The sequence below is a fragment of the Micromonospora sp. NPDC049559 genome (assembly GCF_040676675.1).
Lineage (GTDB): Bacteria > Actinomycetota > Actinomycetes > Mycobacteriales > Micromonosporaceae > JBFAPK01.
In genome coordinates this window covers 273,705-292,477 of sequence record NZ_JBFAPK010000004.1, presented here as the reverse complement: position 1 = coordinate 292,477, position 18,773 = coordinate 273,705, and the positions used below count along the sequence as shown (strand labels likewise).

Below are 18,773 nucleotides of genomic sequence, written 5' to 3'. Positions count from 1 at the left end.
GGACCCCGGGTCCGCCCGGCCGCCGTACGGGCGGACCCGGGCCCTGTCTCGCCCCGGCGACGGCCGGCGCCGCACGTCATCTGCTGGCGAGCCGCCACAGCGACGTGGCTTCCGCGGCCCGGGCGGCGTGTAGGGGATCGGTGACGTCCCGGGCCCGTGGATGTCGTGGCCTGGCGTCCATCCTGTCCACCACGCGCAGGCCCGCCGCCTCGATGCCGGCCAGCAGTTCGCCGCGGGTCCGGAGCCCGAGGTGCTCGGCCAGGTCCGAGAGGACGAGCCAGCCCTCGCCGCCCGGTTCGAGATGCGCGGTCAGCCCGGTCAGGAAGCTGTTGAGCATGCCGCTGCCCGGGTCGTAGACGCCCTGTTCCAGGGCGGAGGTGGGCCGGGCCGGAATCCAGGGTGGGTTGCAGACGACGAGGTCCGCGCGCCCGTCGGGGAAGAGGCCGGGGCCGACGACGTGGATGCGCCCGGTGAGGTGTAGTCGACGGACGTTCTCGCGGGCGCAGTCCAGGGCACGCGGGCTGATGTCCGTGGCCACGATGTGGTCGATTCCCCGGCGCGCCAGGACGGCTGCGAGCACTCCCGTGCCGGTCCCGAGGTCGAACGCGATGCGGCGGCCTGCGCGACAGTCGGCCGGTGGGGGAAGTGGTGCGTGTGCGACGAGGTCGACGTACTCGGCCCTGACCGGGGAGAACACGCCGTAGTGCGGGTGTACGCGAGCGTCGAGGGCCGGTACCCGCACGCCCTTCGTGCGCCACTGGTGCGCTCCGATCACGCCCAGCAGTTCGGTGAGCGAGACGGCCATCGGCGCGGACGGCGGACCGTATGCCTCGTGGCATGCTCGTCGCACGTCGGGGGCTCTGCGCAGGTTCAGGCGGTAGTCGTCGCCCAGCAGGACGATGAGCCTGCCCAGCACGCGGGCACGGTGGCCGCGGGCCTGGCGGGCCAGGCGGAAGGACTCCGCCGGACTGTCGCCTCGCCGGGCGGGTTTCCGGTCGACGCGGCGGCTCATCGCCTGTAGTAGTTGGCGGGCGTTGTGTAAGTCGCCCCGCACAGCAGGGCAGTGCTCTCGCAGGCCAGGCGGTAGGCGATGTCGGCCTTCATGCGGTCGTCCGCGCCGACGACCCGGCGGGGAGGTGGGGTTGCGCTCTCCGAATGCCAGTGGGCGGAACGGGGGGTGTTCGTCTCGGTCCAGCGGATCGTGGACACCACGTACTCCTCGTGATCGAACGTGCGGGGGCACGAAGAGCACTTCGACGAGGAGCAGGAGATACCGCCCGCGTCCGGGGTACGGGTGGGGGTCAGGGCAGGTGGGGCTACCGCTCCCGCGTCGAAGCGCGAGAGGAGAGGTCGCCGAGAACCATGCCGAGCGTCGCGACCAGCCCTTTCCGAGAGATGACGTAAGAGGCTCGCACAGCCCTCTCTCCGTCGGCAAGCCGGCCCACCCGGGCGGCAGTCCGGATCCCGCCATCCACCGGATTAACGTCCTAGGATGCTTTAGGGGTTGTGGCCGACCTCGCCGACACCGAAAACCGCCGGGCTACGACCCCACGCCCGCCGCCGGTCGCCCGGCGGCGACGAACCGGAAACCGACGAACAGGTGCGGGCACGCCACCGGTTCCTGCACGCGTTCGGAGTCGGTGAACCACCCGGCGTCGAACGCGGTCTGCGGCCGGGCGGGCTTCTCCTTGGTGGGGGAGTGTGACTTCGAGTTCCCGCCGGGGCGGCTCATGCGGAGCAACGACTGGCGGGTGGACCTCGCCGCCGGCGGGCCGCGGTCCCCGGCGGGCGGTCGCGCGGCCGGCTCAGGCCGGGTCCGGGCGGGCGGGTCTCGCGGAGACCCTGCGGGACGCGCGCCCCTACTGGCCGCGGCGGCGGCGCAGCCAGATTCCGGCGGCGCCGAGGGCGATGAACAGCAGGGTCGAGCAGCAGAGCGCCTTGACGAGCACGGCTCACTGTCGCACATCGGCCCGTAGGGTTGCAGGAGTGCGACTGGTGACCTTCAACCTGCTGCATGGTCGATCCCTGGAGGACGGGCTGGTCGACGAGGTGCGGCTGGCGGCGGCGGTGAGCGCGCTGGACGCGGATGTGCTGGCGTTGCAGGAGGTGGACCGGGACCAGTCCCGCAGTGGGCACCTGGACCAGACGGCGGTGGTGGCGCGGGCGTTGGGGGCGCCGGCGCACCGGTTCGCCGCGGCGGTGGTCGGTACGCCGGGTGAGGGGTTCCGGCGGTTGACCGACGATGACGACGGGCACGGCGAGCCGTGTTACGGCGTGGGGTTGGTGAGCCGCTATCCGGTGCGTTCGTGGCTGGTGCGGCGGTTGTCGCCGGCGCCGACGCGTTCGCCGGTGTGGGTGCCGGGTCCCGGGGGCGGGTTGATGCTGTTGCGCGACGAGCCGCGGGTGGTGTTGGCGGCGGTGGTGGAGACGCCGGTCGGGGCGGTGACGGTGGCCGCGACGCACCTGTCGTTCGTGCCGGGGTGGAACCTGCGGCAGCTGCGGCTGGTGGTGCGGGCGCTGCGGGCGCTGCCGGCGCCCCGGGTGCTGCTGGGGGACCTGAACATTCCGGCGGGCTTGGCGGGTCTGGTGTCGCGGTGGCGGCCGTTGGGGCGCCGGGCGACGTATCCGGCCGTCCAGCCGCGAGTGCAGTTGGACCACGTGTTGGTGGATCCGCGGGGAGCGGGGCGGTTGGGGCCGGTGACGGCGGTGGCGACGCCGCTGTCGACGATTTCGGATCATCGTCCGTTGGTGGTGGATGTGGGCTGACCGACCGGCGGAGGTGTCGTGTCGTGGCCGGCAAGTACGATCCGGCGCGGCATTGACGGGTACGCCCCGAGGGGGTTCGGTGGTCGAGCCGGCGCGGCTTGCGGTGGATCTGGGTACGACGCACACGGTGGCGGTGGTACGGCGCGGTGATCAGCCGGCGCGGCCGCTGTTGTTCGACGGTTCGCCCTTGTTGCCGTCCGGGGTGTTCGTCGACGAGGCGGGGGCGACGCACACGGGGCGGGACGCGCAGCGGCTGGGTGTGTTGCGGCCGGAGTGTTTCGAGCCGCAGCCGAAGCGCCGGATCGACGAGGACGCGGTGCTGTTGGGCGCGCGTGAGGTGCCGGTGTCGGGGTTGTTGGCGGCGGTGTTGGGTCGGGTGGCCGGCGAGGCGCGGGTGGCGGGGGTCGACCCGGCGGCGGCGACGGTGGTGACGTGTCCGGCGGACTGGGGTGGTCCGCGTCGGGAGCGGCTGCGGGAGGCGGCGCGGCGGGCGGGGTTGGGCGAGGTGCGGTTGGTGGACGAGCCGATCGCGGCGGCGACGTACTGCCTGGGGGTGTGGGGGCAGCGGGTGCCGGTGGGTGGCGTGTTGGGGGTGTTCGACTTCGGCGGCGGGACGCTGGACGTGGCGGTGGTGCGGCGGGAGGCGTCGGGGCTGCGGGTGTTGGCCACGGGTGGGTTGGACGACCTGGGTGGGGTGGACGTCGACGAGGCGTTGGTGGCGCATCTGGGGCAGTTGGTGGGGGTGCGTGATCCGGGGTTGTGGGAGCGGTTGCGGGTTCCGGGGTCGGCGGCGCAGCGGCGGGATCGGCAGGTGTTCTGGGCGGAGGTGCGGGCGGCGAAGGAGATGTTGTCGCGTGCGGCGAGCGCGCCGGTGCAGGTGCCGGGTTGGGACGAGCCGGTGCATCTGACCCGTGAGGAGTTGGAGCGGGTGGCGGGTCCGTTGGTGGCGCGGGCGGTGGACGAGACGCGGCGGGTGGTGCAGCGGGCGGGGGTGGAGCCGGCGGCGTTGGCGGGGTTGGTGTTGGTGGGTGGTTCGAGCCGGCTGCCGTTGGTGGCGACGCGGTTGCATGCCCGGTTGGGGGTGGCGCCGGAGGTGCCGGAGCAGCCGGAGTTGCCGGTGGCGTTCGGGGCGGTGCGGTTTGTCGCGGCGCCGGCCGGGCCGGTCCTGCCGGACGCGGCGGCGGGCCGGGTTGGTGCCGGTTCGCCGGCGGCCGGTGCGGTGTCGGGTGGGTCGCCGCTCTCCTCGGCGCCGGTGGCACCGGTCGCGGGTATTCCGGTCGGTGCGGGTGCCGCGGTGCCGCCGGTCGCCGTACGGCCGTCGCCGGGGTCGGCGCGGCGGCGTCGTCCGGTGCGGCGGGCGTTGCTGGCGTCGGTGGCGGTGCTGGCGGTGGCGGGGTGTGTCGCGGCGTTGGGCACCGGTGGGCGGCTGGTGGCGGGGGTGTGGGACCGGTTGTCGGGGGCGTTGCCGGGTGGGGCGAATCTGGCCGGCGACGGCGCGGACGTGGTGGGCGAGTTGACGGAGGTGACCAGCCGTGACCTGCCGGGTTCCGGGGCGGGCGGGGTGACGGTGGCCGGTGGTCGGGTGGTGTCGGCGGTGGCGGGTGGCGGCGGGACGCAGGTGACGTCGACGGCGCCGGGTGTGGCGCAGCCGCTGTGGTCGGTGCGGGTGCCGGTGGAGCCGACGGAGCTGCGGCTGACCGGGGTGGGTGATCTGGTGGTGGTGGACGGGGAGGGCTCGGCCACGGACGGGGGTCGGGACGTGCGGGCGGTGTTGTCGGCCGCGGATGGTCGCCTGTTGTGGAAGAGCGCGTGGGAGCAGCGCCGGGATGTGGCGTTCTACGGCACGGACGTGGTGGTGGAGGGGTCGGGCCGCGAGGGTGGTCCGGGGTTGTCGCGGGTGGATCTGCGTACGGGTGAGGCGCGGTGGTCGCGGGCGGGTGACGACGCGGTGTTGGGTTCGGGTGGGCATCGGGTGGAGCCGTTGTGGCAGTGGCCGCCGCTGCCGCCGGGGGCGGTGGCGGGTGTGGTGCCGGCGGCGGAGGTGGGGTTGCGGGACGCGGTCGCGGCGGGCGGTGTGGTGGTGCAGTTGGACGCGCGTACGCATCGGGGTTCGGCGGTGGACGTGGCGACGGGCCGGCCGGCCGGGGCCGGTGGGGCGTTGCCGGTGGACGAGGAGTTGTGGACGGCGTTCGACGGGTTGGTGGTGGGGAAGGTGTCGTCGCGGGTGGAGCCGGGGCGGGACGTGTTGGCCGGGTACGGGGTGTCGGAGGGGTTCGCGCGCAGGTGGCAGTTGCCGTTGGAGGCGGGTCGGCGGGTGCAGCGGGTGAAGCCGTGTGGTCCGCATCTGGTGTGTGCGGCGGTGGACGGTCGGGCGGAGGGGGATCACGCGACGGTGGCGGTGGACACGCGTACGGGGGTGCAGGTGTGGTCGGCGGCGGTGGACTGGTCGGACGAGGAGTCGTGGTACGTGGCGCAGGGGGCGTTGGTGTGGGGGCGGGCGCCGTTCGATTCGGTGGAGCGGGCGCGGGTGTTGGGGTTCGACGGGGGGCGGTTGCGGCAGTTGCCGGACGGTTCGTCGGTGGTGGCGGTGGCGGGTGGCCGGTTGGTGGCGCGGCGGTACGACGCGTATGCGGGGTGGCGGATCTGGGTGGAGGAGGTGTCGTCGGGTCGGGTGACGGCGGGGGCGAAGGTGGGGGAGAAGGCGCCGGAGCAGGTGGTGGTGGACGGTGATCTGGTGGCGGTGGTGACGGGGGATCGGCGGGTGTTGACGTTGCGGGCGGCGGGTTTGGCGTGACCGGGGCGTGACCGGGTGGGGGTGGCGCCCGGGGGTGCGTTGCCGGGGTGCCCGGCTCCCGCGCGCTTTGCAAAGAGTGTTACTTTGCAAAGCGCGCGGGGTGGTCGTGTGCCGCGCGCCGTCCCGTCCCGTTTGGTCCGGGCCGGTGTGTCGTCCGCTCGCGTGTCCGCGGCGGGCGGGGCGCCGGCCGCGGCGTCCGTGATCCGAGAGGTGTGCCGCCGATGTCCGTACCGTCTGACCGTGAGGGTTCCGTCGACCGCCGGGTACGCGTGCAGGGGGAGCCGGTCGACGACTATCCCCGGGTCGTGCCGGAGGCGGCGCGCGGCACGGTGCGGCGGATCACGGTGGTGGGGGAGCCGGTGCTGCACCGCCGCTGCCGGGAGGTGACCGAGTTCGGTACGCCGGAGCTGGCGCGGCTGGTGGACGACATGTTCGCCACCATGTACGTGGCCGAGGGGGTGGGCCTGGCGGCCAACCAGGTCGACGTGGACCTGCAGGTGTTCGTCTGGGACTGCCCGGACGACCAGGGCGTGCGGCACGTGGGGCACATCTGCAACCCGGTGCTGGACGAGGAGCCGTCGGGCAGCCGGCGGCTGGTGGAGTCCGACGAGGGGTGCCTGTCGGTGCCGGGCCCGTACGCGCCGGTGTCGCGGCCGGACCACGCGGTGGTGCGGGGGTTCGACCTGGCGGGCCGGCCGCTGGTGGTCGAGGGGTGGGGGTACTTCGCGCGTTGCCTGCAGCACGAGACGGATCACCTGTACGGGCGGCTGTACGTGGACCGGTTGACCGGGCGGCGGCGCAAGGCGGTGTTGCGGGAGATGGCCGAGCGCCGCGACGAGGTGTTCGCCCGGCGGGCGGCGCGGGCGGCGGCGCCGCGCGGCTGAGCCGAACCGGTGGCGTGGGGTCGCGAGCGGCGGCGCCGTGCGGGTTCCGGGGGTCGATCCGGTGGCGCGGGGGTGACGTCGGTCGCCGCGACCCGGTGGGTGATCATCGCGGTGGGGTGCGCGGATAGGCTGGTGGGGCCCGCGGCGCAGTGTCGCGACGCGGGTGGCCCGCGCGGTGTGCCGCCCCGGGGCCGGTCGCCGGTGTGTCGTGCCGGCGGGTGGCCGGCGGCGGCGGACGTGTCGCGGGTCGTCGCGCAGCCGTCCGTCCATGGAGGGTCGATGACCGCACCATCCGCGCCGGGGCCGCAGGGTCCGCCGCGTACGCCCGAGCAGGCGTTGGCCGAGTTGCAGGCGGGCAACCGCCGGTTCGTCACCGGTACCCGGATCCACCCGAACCAGGACGCGGAGCACCGGGCCGCGTTGGCGGCCGCGCAGGCCCCGTTCGCGGTGGTCTTCGGCTGTTCGGACTCCCGACTCGCCGCTGAGATCATTTTCGATCGGGGGCTGGGTGACCTGTTCGTGGTCCGTACCGCGGGGCACACGATGGGCGCGGAGGTGCTGGGCAGCATCGAGTACGCGGTGACGGTGCTCAACACGCCGCTGGTGGTGGTGTTGGGGCACAGTTCCTGCGGTGCGGTGCAGGCGGCCCGGGAGGCGGTGGCGCACCCGGCCGAGCCGGTCGGGCATCTGGGCTGGATCGTGTCGGCGATCGTGCCGAGCGTGGAGTTGGCCGCGGCCCGGCAGGCCGACGACGTGGATCAGATCGTGGACCTGCACATCCAGCGCACGGTCCAGCAGTTGCCGCAGCGTTCGGCGGTGCTGGCCACCGCGGTACGGGCCGGCAGTTGCGCGGTGGTCGGCATGTCGTACCAGCTCGAGGCCGGGCAGGTGCGGATCCTGCCCGGCTGAGCCGAGGCCCGGTGGGTGCCGGCGCCGGGCCGGCGCCGGCACCCACCGGCGGCACCGTGCGGGCACGCACGGTGAACGCGGCGCGGCTACCGCTGCTGTCCGGGGCCGTTCCAGTCGACGAGTTGGACGATCACCCCGTTCGGGTCGCGGACCTGGAAGGCCCGTTCGCCCCACTCCTCGACGGTCAGCGGCATGGTGATGGTGACGCCCTCGGCGCGCAGCCGGGCCAGCTCGCCCTCCAGGTCGTCCACGACGAAGGCCAGGATCAGCCCGGCGGCGTGCGTGTCGCGCTGGTCGGCGGGCAGCGTCGGCAGGCCGCGCCGCAGGAAGACGACGTTCATGCCGGCGTCGTCGCGGGTGAGCGCGGCGAACCCGTCGGCGGCCAGCTGTTCGGTGAAGCCGAAGTGGGTGCGCAGGAACGCGCTGGAGGCGGCGACGTCGTCGACGTTGAGCGAGACGGCGCTGGAGGTGATGTTCACGTGGTGTGCTCCCCGACGGTCGGAAACTCCGTACGTCGTACATTGTACTTCGTACGGGGTTGTGGGTCCGGGTGCGCGAGAATGACCCCATGAAGATCGAACGCAGCGGCGCCGGCGACCCCGCCCGTACCCTGGCGCTGCTGTGGCGCGACCAGAGCGCCGTACCGCGCCGCGGCCCGCAACGCGCCCTCGACCTCGACGCCGTCGTCGACGCCGCCACCGCCCTCGCCGACGACGAGGGGTTCGACGCGCTCACCATGCGCCGCGTCGCCCAGACCCTGCGGGTCTCCCCGATGACCCTCTACACCTACGTACCCGGCAAGGCCGAACTGCTCGACCTCATGCTCGACGCCGCCTACGCCCGCATGCCCCGCGCCGCCCTCACCGGCGCCGACTGGCGGCAACGACTCACCACCGTCGCCGACGACAACCGCGCCCTCTACACCAGCCACCCCTGGGCGGCGGCCGTCAGCACCCTACGACCCACCCTCGGCCCCGGCGCCATCGCCAAGTACGAACACGAACTGTCCGCCCTCGACGGGCTCGGCCTCACCGACGTCGAGATGGACGACTGCCTCACCCACCTGCTCACCTTCGTCCAGGCCAACGCCCGCGCCACGATCGAAGCCCGGGCCACCGCGCGCGCCACCGCCATGGACGACGCCCAGTGGTGGGCCGCCACCGGCCCGCTGCTGGCCCGACACCTCGACCCGGACACGTACCCCCTCGCCACCCGGGTCGGCACCGCCGCCGGAACGGCGCACGGCAGCGCCCACGACCCCGACCACGCCTACCGCTTCGGCCTGCACCGGGTCCTCGACGGGCTGGCCGTCCTCATCGACCGCCCCACCCGCTGACCCGCGCCCGGCCCGGCACCCGCGGATCGCGGTCGCGGGCCGCCCCACGGTCGCGGCCCGCCCCCCTCACAACCGGACCAGCATCTTGCCGACGTTCGCCCCACCCAACATCCCCAGAAACGCCTCCGGCGCCCGCGCGATGCCCTCCACCACCGTCTCCCGGCTGCGCAACGAACCGTCCGCCAACCACCGCGCCGCCTGCGCCACGTAACCGGGCAACCGGTCGTAGTACTCGGTCACCAGCAACCCCCGCAGCGTCAAATGCTTGACCACCACGTCGTACAGGTTGCTCGGCCCCGGCACCGGCTCGGCCGCGGAATAACCACTGATCATCCCCACCAGCGCCGCCCGACCACCCGGCCGCAACGCCCCGATCGCCGCCTGCAGATGCTCCCCACCGACGTGGTCCACGTACACGTCGATCCCCTCCGGCGCCGCCACCGCCAACTGTTCCGCCACCCCACCGGCCCGGTAGTCCACCGCCGCGTCGAACCCGAACACCTCCGTCAGCACCCGCGCCTTCTGCGCCCCACCGGCCGACCCGACCACCCGCGCCGCCCCGAACCTGCGCGCCAACTGCCCCACCAGACTGCCCACCGCACCCGCCGCCCCCGAGACGAACACCACGTCACCCGGCCGTACCCGCGCCACCTCCGTCACCGCCAGGTACGCCGTCAACCCCGTCTGCCCCAGCACGTGCAGATGATCCTGCGGACGCGCCACCGACACGTCCACCACCGCCACGTCGGCCGCGTCCAGCAGCGCGTACTCCCGCCACCCCGCGAAGTGCGACACCGTCGCACCCACCGGCACACCCGCGGCCCCGGAGGCCACCACCTCACCCACCGCGTGCCCCTCCAGCACCGCACCCACCTCGAACGGCGCGATGTACGACTCACCGTCGTCCATCCGCCCCCGCATGTACGGATCCACCGACATCCACCGGTTACGCACCAGAACCTGCCCCTCGCCGGGATCCGGCACCCCCGTCCGCACCACCGCGAAGTTCTCCGGCCCCGGCCACCCCACCGGGCGGGACACCAACCGAACCTCCCGACCGACCATCCTGCTCACCACACCGACTGCCCTCCACCTGCCACGGTCTCGCTGACACCGCCCACCGTGCCCGCCGACACTTCCGGTTTCCTTCCGCCCCGCTGCAGGTCCACCCGGGGAGTACCGTTTCCCGGGTGCGTTTCGGAGTGCTCGGCCCGCTGGCCGTCTGGACCGACGACGGCACCCGCGTACCGATCCCCGAGGCGAAGGTCCGCGCGCTCCTGGCCGACCTGCTCACCCAACCGGGCCGACCCGTACCCGCCGACCGGCTCATCGACGACCTCTGGGGCACCCGGCCACCCCGCAACCCCACCGCCACCCTGCACACCCGGATCTCCCAACTGCGCCGCGCCCTCGACACCGCCGAACCCGGCGCCCGCCACCTCGTCGTACGGCAACCACCCGGCTACCTGCTCGCGATCGACCCCGACACCGTCGACGCCACCCGGTTCCGCGCCCTGCTCGACCAGGCCCGCGACACCGGCGACCCGCACACCCGCGCCACCCTGCTGACCGACGCGCTACGCCTGTGGCGCGGACCCGCCTACGCCGACCACGCCGACCACGACTTCGCCCGGCCCGTCGCCGCCCGCCTCGACGAGGAACACGTCACCGCCCAGGAACACGAGGCCCAGGCCCGCCTCGACCTCGGCGAACACCACCTGCTCCCCGGCGAACTCGCCGACCTCGTCGCCCGGCACCCGCTGTGCGAACGCCTCCACGCCGCCCACCTGCGCGCCCTTTACCAGGCCGGACGGCAGAGCGAGGCCCTCACCGCGTACACCCGGCTGCGCGAACGCCTGGCCGAGGAACTCGGCGTCGACCCCGGCCCCGAACTGACCGCCCTGCACCGGGCGATCCTGCACCAGGACCCCGCCCTGCGGGCCGTCACGGCGCCCACCGCCCCACCACACCCGAACCCGCCGCCCACCGGCCACGCCCCCGCGCCGGCACCGGCCGCCACCGGCGGGAACCTGCCCGCCGCCGTCACCCCACTGATCGGCCGCGCCGAGGCGCTGACCCGGGTACGCGACCTGCTCACCACCGCACGGCTGCTCACCCTCGTCGGCCCCGGCGGCGTCGGCAAGACCGCCCTCGCGCTGGCCGCCGCCCGCGACCCGCACCCGGCCCCCACCGACGGCACCTGGCTGGTCGACCTCGCCGACCTCGACCCGGGCACCACCACCGCCGACACCGTGGCCGCCCACATCGCCGCCACCCTGCACCCGACCGGGACCGACGCGCATCCGCCGAGCGGGGCTGGCGAGCACCGCCCACACCCCACCACCGGCGGGCCCGACCCCACCAGCGGCACCAGCGGCGCCCTGCGCCGGCTCGGCCACGCCCTCACCCACCGGCACCCACTGCTGCTGCTCGACAACTGCGAACACGTCATCGAACCCGTCGCCGCCGTCGCCGAACACCTGCTACACACCGCACCCGGCCTGCGGTTCCTGGCCACCAGCCAGGAACCCCTCGCCATCACCGCCGAACACCTCTGGGCCGTACCGCCGCTGCCCACCCCCGACCCGACCGCACCGCCACCGGCGGTGGACACCGTCCCCGCCGTACAACTGTTCGTCGCCCGCGCCACCGCCGCCGCACCCGGCTTCCGCCTCGGCCCCGACACCGCCGTCGCCGTCGCCACCATCTGCCGCCGCCTCGACGGCCTCCCGCTCGCCCTCGAACTGGCCGCCGCCCGCGTCCGCACCCTCGGCGTCACCGAACTCGCCGCCCGCCTCGACGACCCGTTCGCCGTGCTCACCACCGGCCGGCGCGGCGGCCCCGTCCGGCAACGCACCCTGCGCGCCACCCTCGACTGGAGCTGGCGACTGCTCGCCCCGCCCGAACAGACCCTGCTACGCCGCCTCGCCACCACCGGCGACGGCCGGCACACCCTCGCCAGCGCCGAACACGCCGCCGCCGGCGAGGTCCACGACGTACCGCACACCCTGGCCCGCCTGGTCGACCGCTGCCTCGTCACCATGACCGACGGACCCGACGGCCCCCGCTACCGCCTCACCGAGACGGTCCGCGCCTACGGCCGACACCGCCTGACGGAAGCCACAGCCACCCACCCCCGCGCCGCCGCCGCACCCGGCGGCCGATGACACGGTCGGACCCGGCCCCGTGGACCGCGCCGACCCTCCGGGGCCGGGGGAGAGAACGCGCCACCCGCGCCGAAACAGGCAGCGGGACCCGAGCGCCGTCCCACTGACGGCGCCCCCGGCGGCGGCGCGGGCGCCGCTACTCGCCGACCCGGGCGCGCACCACGGGATGCCCGACCGCGCCGTCCCCGCCCAGGCCCGCGAGCAGACGCAACCCGTCCGCCGCGGCGCTGCCCGGCGCCGCGGACAACACCAACAACTCCATGCCCGACCCGTCCGGCAACGCGAAGTTCTCCTGATGCAGCTCCAACAGCCCCACCAGCGGATGCCGGTACGCCTTACGCCCATGCGCGCGGGCCCGCACGTCCGCACGGGCCCACAGCCGGCGGAAACGCTCACTGCCCATCGCCAACTCGCCGACCAGCGACGCCAACCGGGAATCCTCGGGATACTTGCCGGCGGCCAACCGCAGGTGCCCCACCACGTCGAGAGTGCATTGCTCCCAGTCCGCGTACAGGCCGCGCTCGGCCTCCTCGAGGAAGATGTGCCGGGCCGTGTTCAACCCCGGCAACGGCCGACCGTAGAGCAGCCCGGCGAGGCGGTTGCCGGCGAGCACGTCCAGACGGTGGTCCACGACCACCGCGGGCGCGTCCACGATCAGGTCGAGCACCCGCAGCACCTCCGGCCGGACCCGCCCACCCGGCACCCGCGCGCGGCGCCGCCGCTGCCGGGCCAGCCGGTACAGGTGCCCGCGTTCGGTCTCGTCCAGGCCCAGAACACGGGCCAACGCGTCGAGGACCTGCTCCGAAGGCTGGACCGCCCGACCCTGCTCCAGACGTACGTAGTAGTCGACGCTGACCCCCGACAGGTGCGCGACCTCCTCGCGGCGCAACCCGGCCACCCGGCGGCGCCGGTCGGCGGGGATACCGACGGCCGCCGGGTCGACCCGGGAACGCCGGGTCCGCAGAAACCCCGCGAGATCGTCCACGCCCCCAGTATGACCTCGGTACCACCCGCGAAGGTGGTCCCGCCAGTACCAGGAAGTCCCGTCCGACGGAAGCGGCGCCCCTGAACACCGGAGACCGCGACAGCCAGAGTCGAAGGCACCCGATCCGAAGGAGTGCCATGAAAACCCTGATCGTGTACGCCCACCCCGAGCCCAAGTCGCTCAACAGCGCGCTGAAGGACCTCGCCGTCGCCACCCTGACAACCGCCGGACACGAGGTACGGGTGAGCGACCTGTACGCGATGAACTGGAAGGCCGTCGTCGACGCCGCCGACTACGGCCCCCACGCCTCGAACCCGCTGAGGGTCGCCCGGGACTCCGGCCGAGCCTTCGACGCCGGAACGCTCACCCCCGACGTCCGCGCCGAACAGGAAAAACTGCTCTGGGCCGACACGATCATCTTCCAGTTCCCGCTGTGGTGGTACACCATGCCCGCGATCCTCAAAGGCTGGGTCGACCGGGTCTTCACCTACCACTTCGCCTACGGCGTCGGCGAGCACAGCGACACCAGATACGGCGAGCGCTTCGGCGAAGGCACCCTCGCCGGCCGGAAGGCACTGCTGTCGGTCACCGCCGGCGGCCCCGAGTCACACTACGCACCCCGCGGGATCAACGGCCCCATCGACGACCTGCTGTTCCCGATCCACCACGGCATCCTCTACTACCCGGGCATCGAGGTCCTGCCACCGTTCGTGCTGTACGGCACCGACCGCATCACCGACGAGGACTACCCGGCCGTCGCCCACGCCTGGAAACAGCGCCTACTCACCCTGGAAACCACCGAGCCGATCCCGTTCCGGCCGCAGAACTTCGGCGACTACGAGATCCCCTCCCTGCAGCTGAGGGAGGGGCTGGAACCCGCGGGCCGCACGGGCTTCGGACTACACGTACGCGGCTGACCCGCCGGCACCCGACCGGACGGGCCGGCCTCGGCCCGTCCGGGTACCCGCCCCGACGCCCGCCGCACCCTTCCCGCCGCCGGCCCGCTACGCCGCCCCCACGTCCAACACACTCCACCCCGCCGGCAACACCGCCGCCGCCACCTTCGGCTCCGCCGTCGCGTAGTGCGCCCGGCACGCGATCGCCACCCGCGCCGCGTGCCCCACCGCCACGTCACCGGCCGCCGCCCGCGCCAACACCCCCACCTGCCGCGCCTCCTCGGCCACCGACGACCCGTCCCCGCCCAACGGCAGCACCCGCACCGTCGGCGCCGTCGCCAGCAGCACCAACAGGGCCGCACCCACCTCGTCCACCCCGACGTGCGCCGCCGCCAGACAGGCCGCCGGCACCGCCACCAACCGCCGCTCCTCGGCCACCTCGGCGATCAGCTCACCCACCGCCACCTCGCCGTGCACGTACGCCCGCAACGCCGAGGCGTCCAACACCACCGCGACCTCGTCGGTCACGCCATCCCCTCCAACAGCCGCCGGCCCTCGTCAAGCACCTCCGCCGGCATCGGCCGGGCCAACCGCTCCCGCCACCGCGCCTTGCCGTCCTCGGTCACCACGATCCCCGCCCGGCGCAGCACCTCGTCGGTACGGGCCGCCGACATCTGCGCCCGCACCGCCGCCGCCACCGCGGCCGACGCGTTGGGCTGCTCGCCCAACCAGTCGGCGACATCATCCGGCACGCTGATACTCAACTTCGCGGTCATACCGCGATCCTACCGACCCCGGTAGCACCGCGGTAACACCACGCCGCACCCGGCGCCGGCTCACCCGGCGCCACCCGCCGGAAACAACCCACCCAACGCCCGGTTCGTCCGGTTCGCCCGCACCGCCGCCCGCTGCTGATCCGCCGTCACCTCGATGTACGCCTGACTCGTCGCCAGACTCGCATGCCCCAACAACCGCATGATCTCCGACGCGCTCGCCCCGTCCTCGGCCAACCGCGTCGCGAACGTGTGCCGCAACGAATGCAACCGCGCGCCCCGCGGCACCCGATCCAGGATCCCCGCGCGCCGGAAACACGACTCCACCAGATACTGCAACCCACCCCGCCGCAACGGCTCCCCGTACCGGTCCACCAGCAACGCCGACTCCGGCCGCACCGTACGGTCCCCGAACCGCCGCCGCCGACTGTCCAGATAACCGACCAGCACCCCGTCCAACTCCGGCTCGATCGGCACCACCCGGGCCCGCCCACCCTTGCCCGCCACCTCGATACGCCGCTCACCCGGCCGCCCCGCCAGCGAACGCACCCGCAACGCCAACAGCTCCGCCAGGCGCAACCCCGCGCAGAGCGCCAACGCCAACACCGCCAGATCCCGCTCCGGCCACGGATGACGCTGCCGTTCGTCCCGGCGCGCCACCGCGTTGAGCAGCTGCTCCGGCGTGTCCTCGCCCCGCAGCGGCTTGGGCAGGGGGAGTGGCAGGTTCGGCTTGTCCACCGCGGGCATCGGATTGCCCGCCACCACCCCGTCGGCCACGAGGAACGTGAAGAAGCTGTTCCAGGTCGACCACGCCCGGTAGATCGAGGCCGGCGCGCGCGGCGCGGCGAAGCCGGCGAAGGCCCGCCGCAGCGTACGGGCGGTCAACGCGGAGATCGGCAGCCGGGACAGGGGGAGGGGAGTGGCGGGATCCTCGGCGACCAGCCGGGCGATCGCCAGCAGGTCCCGCCGGTACGCCTGCAGCGTGTGCGGCGACGGCTTGCGGGTGGCACGGGCGGTGAGGAACTGCTCGACGAGCGTTAGTACCAGTTCGTCCGCTTTGTCATGCATAAGGGATATTATGCATGATTTTCGCGTTCCGGGCGATACCCGGCAAACCGCAGACGAGCCGGTGGCCGCAGAGGGACGCGCGTCGCCCGGGCGGGGACACGCGCGGCTCGGAACGCCGCCCGCGGCGGTCGTTGCCGGGGCGGGCGGTACCGCCCGGTGCCCGGCGAGGGACCGGATGACGATCACCGCCGCTCCGCGGGTCCGCCGGGCGTCCCGGCGGTCGCGGGCGGCGCGGTGTCGGCCCGTCGCCACCCTCAGATGTACCGACGCCGCCCGGCGGACCGCCGCACCACGAGTGCGTCCCCGAGGAGCGTCCGGCGCGGCGTGGGGACCGCCCGAACTCGGCTAGTTGACATAATGTGCATTATCGAATCTTCGCTCGGGCGAGTAGAAGCAGGCGAGAAGGCCGAATCTTCGACGCGGCTCATCCGCGCGCCCGGCGGCCCGCAAGGTGGTGTCCGTCCTTCGCCGGGTAGTCGGTCTTGACGCTGCGCAGCGTCAAGACCGACTACCCGGCGGGGTGTCCCTACGATGCGATCGGCGCGCCGCCGGCCACCATCGGGTCGGCCCACCCGCGTCCCGCCTGGCAGGCCCCTGTCCTGCCGATCATCGCCACCCTGGGCCGGGCCCGGACGACGGCCGGCTGCGTTGTCGATCTGTCCGGATACCGCACCGGTATCCGGACGGATCTCCGCTTTGCCGGCGGCGGCCGGCGGCGCGGCTCGCGTGCGACGCGGCCCGCGCCGCCGCCTGAATCCCGCCTCGGCTCGACATGATCGGCAGGACAGGTCCTAGCGCCACGGGGGTCGAGGAAGAACGGAACGCGAATTGGCCCTCAGCGTCGGGCTGCCCGCGGCCCGTTGGCGGCCCTGAATTGATCGCCCGCGCCGACGCGGTTCCGGACTGGCGATCGACCCACGGCGTACGGGCGGGTTGCGGGTGAGCCGTCGCAGGCGGAGGTGGAGCGGTTCTTCTGCCTGGATGACACTGCCCGGGGGTCGGCTGAGAAGCCGGGGCCGAGGGACCCAGGAGCGGTCGTCGGCGTTGAAAATGATTCTGCTTCTGCTGGCGGAGTGCTCGGTCGGCAGGGCTGGGACCGAGGAGCGAACCGGGATGCGGTCGTGGCCGGTGGACTTGCTGGTGCGGTCGCAGGAGGCGCGGTTGACCAGGAGGCAGACGTCGAAGAGTTCGCCGTTGGCGTTGACGCGGCACGTGCCGCCGCCGGTAGCGGCGCGGGTGGAATGGCGGGCCACGCGGCGAGGGGCGAGCAGCGGCAGGCGGGTACGCCGGAACGCCCAGAGCAGCATGGTACGAGAACGTGAAGACATGATCCCTCTAAAGACCTGACGGAAGACATGGGAAACCGAGCCGACGGCGACGTCGGCGACCGATGCGCAAGAAGGTCAGGTTTAGAGCGCGGGCGGCGTCATGCGGGCAGAGTCCTCACGTGCGGGTGAGAGCCAAGGTAGGTGAGCCTTCGCGTCGAGTCCAGCTGCTTTCGCGGACAGCGGGTCGAGCGGGTCAGGCATGCTCGGGCTACCGGCCGCCGGCGACGCGCAGGATGGCGCCGGTGGTGTAGGAGGCGTCGGGGCCGAGTAGCCAGGCGATGGCGGCGGCGACCTCGTCGGGTTGGCCGGGGCGGCCCAGCGGTACGCCGGGGGCGAGCCGGGTGGCGCGGTCGGGTGCGCCGGACAGGGCGTGGATCTCGGTGTCGATGAGGCCGGGTGAGACGGCGTTGACGCGGATGCCGTGGGGGCCGAGTTCCTTGGACAGGCCGATGGTGAGGGTGTCGGTGGCGGCCTTGGCGGCGGCGTAGTGGATGTACTCGCCGGGGCTGCCGAGGGTGGCCGCGGCCGAGGAGACGTTGACGATGGCGCCGCCGCTGGTCATGCGGCGGGCGGCGTGTTGGGCGCAGAGGATGTAGCCGATGAGGTTGACGTCGACGACGCGGCGCAGGTCGGCGAGGGTGAGGTCGACGAAGGGGCCGATGGTGCTGGTGACGCCGGCGTTGTTGACCAGTCCGGTGAGTGGGCCGAGTGCGGCGGCGGCGTCGAACAGGTCGGCGACCTGGTCGGGGTCGGTGGTGTCGGCGGGTACGGCGATGCCCTGGCGGCCGGCGGCGTGCACGTCGCGCAGGACGGCGGTGGCGGCGTCGGTGTCGGCGCGGTAGCACAGGGCGATGTCGTGGCCGGCGGCGGCGAGGCGGCGGACGGTGGCGGCGCCGATGCCGCGGCTGCCGCCGGTGACGATGGTGACCGGTGCCATGGTGTCCCCCTCCGGCGGGTGCGGTGTGCGCGTGAGGCTACCGTGGCGGCGCGGTGCGGCGGTCGGGAAGGCTGGCGTGTCGATCTCGACGTTGTCGGGGCTGCCTGGTAGTAAGGCAGGAATCAAACACGTGTACGGAAGAAGGGTCCGATGGCTGCCGCGCATACCGCCGCTTCAGGGTTGTCCGATGAGGAGTTGGAGCACATCCGCGACACGCTGGCCGGTGGTCGCAAGCCGAAGGTGATGTTCACGGAGTCGGCGGGGCAGATCGCCGGGCAGTTGGGTCAGGTGGTGGAGTTGACCGACCCGGCGGTCTCGGACGAGTGGGTGGTGGTGCGGTTCGGCCGCGACGAGCTGCCCTTCTCCCCCGCCGATCTGGCGGTGCCGCCGAAGGGGGCGGGTCGGCGCGCGGAGGCGAAACCGGAGCAGGAGCCGGAGCCGGTGGCGCAGGTGGCGCCGGAGCCGGAGTTCAAGGTTGTCAGGTCGCCGGTGGCGGCGTTGCGTGAGGAGGTGGCGGTGACCACGGTGGAGACTCCCCCGGTGTCGGCGGCGGAGGCCAGGCCGGCGAAGAAGGTGGCGAAGGCGGTGCGGCCGAAGGGGCCGGCGGGGTTGACGGTGACGTTGGCGTACGCCGATGGGGAGTGGACGGTGGCGGCGTCGCAGGGAACGAAGGCGCTGGCGAAGCCGTATGTGATCAAGCCGGCGGAAGCGTTGAAGATGGTGGCGCTGATCGACGTGCCGGGGGTGCACGAGGCGGTGGAGCAGATCATGTCGGCGGAGCGGGCCGAGGCGGAGCAGCAGGCGGAGAAGTTGCGGGCGGAGTTGGCCGAGATCGAGGCGCGGTTGGCGGAGTTGCGCGACGCCGGCTGAGCCCTGGTTTTGGTTGGTCGAGTGACCGGCCCACCCGCCTGGGTGGGCCGGTCACTCGAT

Annotated in this window: 19 protein-coding genes; 9 read left to right on the top strand and 10 right to left on the bottom strand. The window is 73.6% G+C overall.

Translation table 11 applies throughout. The annotated features are described in order from the left end of the window. Positions 1–76 precede the first annotated feature (76 nt). The 3 genes from AB0J86_RS08645 to AB0J86_RS08635 form a co-directional block, all read right to left on the bottom strand. On the bottom strand, positions 77–916 hold the full coding sequence (locus tag AB0J86_RS08645; protein ID WP_363854620.1) for a class I SAM-dependent methyltransferase: 840 nt from the start codon (positions 914–916) through the stop codon (positions 77–79). A 92-nt stretch (positions 917–1,008) separates the two neighbouring features. Beyond that, on the bottom strand, positions 1,009–1,209 hold the full coding sequence (locus AB0J86_RS08640; protein WP_363854617.1) for a hypothetical protein: 201 nt from the start codon (positions 1,207–1,209) through the stop codon (positions 1,009–1,011). A 331-nt stretch (positions 1,210–1,540) separates the two neighbouring features. Further along, a complete protein-coding gene (locus AB0J86_RS08635; protein WP_363854615.1) occupies positions 1,541–1,732 on the bottom strand; it encodes a hypothetical protein in 192 nt (63 codons plus the stop codon). Between the two features lie 254 nt (positions 1,733–1,986). On the opposite strand from AB0J86_RS08635, the gene AB0J86_RS08630 reads away from it, so the two are divergent. The 4 genes from AB0J86_RS08630 (at position 1,987) to AB0J86_RS08615 (ending at position 7,353) form a co-directional block, all read left to right on the top strand. Beyond that, positions 1,987–2,766 carry an endonuclease/exonuclease/phosphatase family protein gene (locus AB0J86_RS08630; protein ID WP_363854612.1) on the top strand — a complete coding sequence of 260 codons (780 nt, stop codon included), beginning with the start codon at positions 1,987–1,989 and terminating at the stop codon, positions 2,764–2,766. A gap of 79 nt (positions 2,767–2,845) precedes the next feature. Continuing rightward, the gene (locus tag AB0J86_RS08625; RefSeq protein ID WP_363854609.1) at positions 2,846–5,560 is read left to right on the top strand and encodes an Hsp70 family protein; all 2,715 of its coding nucleotides are present in this window, start codon (positions 2,846–2,848) and stop codon (positions 5,558–5,560) included. Between the two features lie 221 nt (positions 5,561–5,781). Next, on the top strand, positions 5,782–6,444 hold the full coding sequence (def, locus tag AB0J86_RS08620) for a peptide deformylase (protein WP_363854606.1): 663 nt from the start codon (positions 5,782–5,784) through the stop codon (positions 6,442–6,444). Positions 6,445–6,723: 279 nt separating this feature from the next. Beyond that, positions 6,724–7,353: a carbonic anhydrase gene (locus tag AB0J86_RS08615; RefSeq protein ID WP_363854603.1), complete on the top strand. Its 630-nt coding sequence runs from the start codon at positions 6,724–6,726 to the stop codon at positions 7,351–7,353. A gap of 86 nt (positions 7,354–7,439) precedes the next feature. On the opposite strand, the gene AB0J86_RS08610 is transcribed toward AB0J86_RS08615, so the two are convergent. After that, positions 7,440–7,832: a VOC family protein gene (locus AB0J86_RS08610; protein WP_363854600.1), complete on the bottom strand. Its 393-nt coding sequence runs from the start codon at positions 7,830–7,832 to the stop codon at positions 7,440–7,442. An 89-nt stretch (positions 7,833–7,921) separates the two neighbouring features. On the opposite strand from AB0J86_RS08610, the gene AB0J86_RS08605 reads away from it, so the two are divergent. Beyond that, positions 7,922–8,689 carry a TetR/AcrR family transcriptional regulator gene (locus AB0J86_RS08605; protein ID WP_363854597.1) on the top strand — a complete coding sequence of 256 codons (768 nt, stop codon included), beginning with the start codon at positions 7,922–7,924 and terminating at the stop codon, positions 8,687–8,689. 66 nt (positions 8,690–8,755) lie between these two features. Here AB0J86_RS08605 and AB0J86_RS08600 read toward each other — a convergent pair whose 3' ends face one another. Beyond that, positions 8,756–9,763, bottom strand: a complete 1,008-nt coding sequence (locus AB0J86_RS08600) for an NADP-dependent oxidoreductase (RefSeq protein ID WP_363854594.1) — start codon at positions 9,761–9,763, stop codon at positions 8,756–8,758. A 116-nt stretch (positions 9,764–9,879) separates the two neighbouring features. Between AB0J86_RS08600 and AB0J86_RS08595 the strand changes: the two genes are divergently transcribed. After that, positions 9,880–11,856 carry a BTAD domain-containing putative transcriptional regulator gene (locus tag AB0J86_RS08595; RefSeq protein ID WP_363854591.1) on the top strand — a complete coding sequence of 659 codons (1,977 nt, stop codon included), beginning with the start codon at positions 9,880–9,882 and terminating at the stop codon, positions 11,854–11,856. A gap of 136 nt (positions 11,857–11,992) precedes the next feature. On the opposite strand, the gene AB0J86_RS08590 is transcribed toward AB0J86_RS08595, so the two are convergent. Continuing rightward, the gene (locus AB0J86_RS08590; protein WP_363854589.1) at positions 11,993–12,841 is read right to left on the bottom strand and encodes a helix-turn-helix transcriptional regulator; all 849 of its coding nucleotides are present in this window, start codon (positions 12,839–12,841) and stop codon (positions 11,993–11,995) included. A 137-nt stretch (positions 12,842–12,978) separates the two neighbouring features. Between AB0J86_RS08590 and AB0J86_RS08585 the strand changes: the two genes are divergently transcribed. After that, positions 12,979–13,758, top strand: coding sequence for an NAD(P)H-dependent oxidoreductase (locus tag AB0J86_RS08585; RefSeq protein WP_363854587.1), 780 nt, complete (start codon positions 12,979–12,981; stop codon positions 13,756–13,758). An 87-nt stretch (positions 13,759–13,845) separates the two neighbouring features. Here the strand turns inward: AB0J86_RS08585 and AB0J86_RS08580 are convergent, their stop codons facing one another. The 3 genes from AB0J86_RS08580 to AB0J86_RS08570 are packed head-to-tail and all read right to left on the bottom strand — an operon-like array spanning position 13,846 to position 15,578. Further along, positions 13,846–14,265, bottom strand: a complete 420-nt coding sequence (locus AB0J86_RS08580) for a hypothetical protein (RefSeq protein ID WP_363854584.1) — start codon at positions 14,263–14,265, stop codon at positions 13,846–13,848. Next, complete coding sequence (locus tag AB0J86_RS08575) at positions 14,262–14,513, bottom strand: hypothetical protein (RefSeq protein WP_363854582.1); 252 nt, start codon at positions 14,511–14,513, stop codon at positions 14,262–14,264. The genes AB0J86_RS08580 and AB0J86_RS08575 overlap by 4 nt, the downstream gene beginning before the upstream one ends. A 60-nt stretch (positions 14,514–14,573) precedes the next feature. Further along, complete coding sequence (locus AB0J86_RS08570) at positions 14,574–15,578, bottom strand: tyrosine-type recombinase/integrase (protein ID WP_363854579.1); 1,005 nt, start codon at positions 15,576–15,578, stop codon at positions 14,574–14,576. A 482-nt stretch (positions 15,579–16,060) separates the two neighbouring features. Between AB0J86_RS08570 and AB0J86_RS08565 the strand changes: the two genes are divergently transcribed. Next, positions 16,061–16,354: a hypothetical protein gene (locus AB0J86_RS08565; RefSeq protein WP_363854576.1), complete on the top strand. Its 294-nt coding sequence runs from the start codon at positions 16,061–16,063 to the stop codon at positions 16,352–16,354. A 760-nt stretch (positions 16,355–17,114) separates the two neighbouring features. On the opposite strand, the gene AB0J86_RS08560 is transcribed toward AB0J86_RS08565, so the two are convergent. Then, on the bottom strand, positions 17,115–17,843 hold the full coding sequence (locus AB0J86_RS08560) for an SDR family oxidoreductase (RefSeq protein WP_363854574.1): 729 nt from the start codon (positions 17,841–17,843) through the stop codon (positions 17,115–17,117). 150 nt (positions 17,844–17,993) lie between these two features. Between AB0J86_RS08560 and AB0J86_RS08555 the strand changes: the two genes are divergently transcribed. Continuing rightward, positions 17,994–18,713 (top strand): hypothetical protein, encoded by a 720-nt coding sequence (locus AB0J86_RS08555; RefSeq protein WP_363854572.1) that lies wholly within the window; start codon positions 17,994–17,996, stop codon positions 18,711–18,713. Positions 18,714–18,773: the final 60 nt, after the last annotated feature.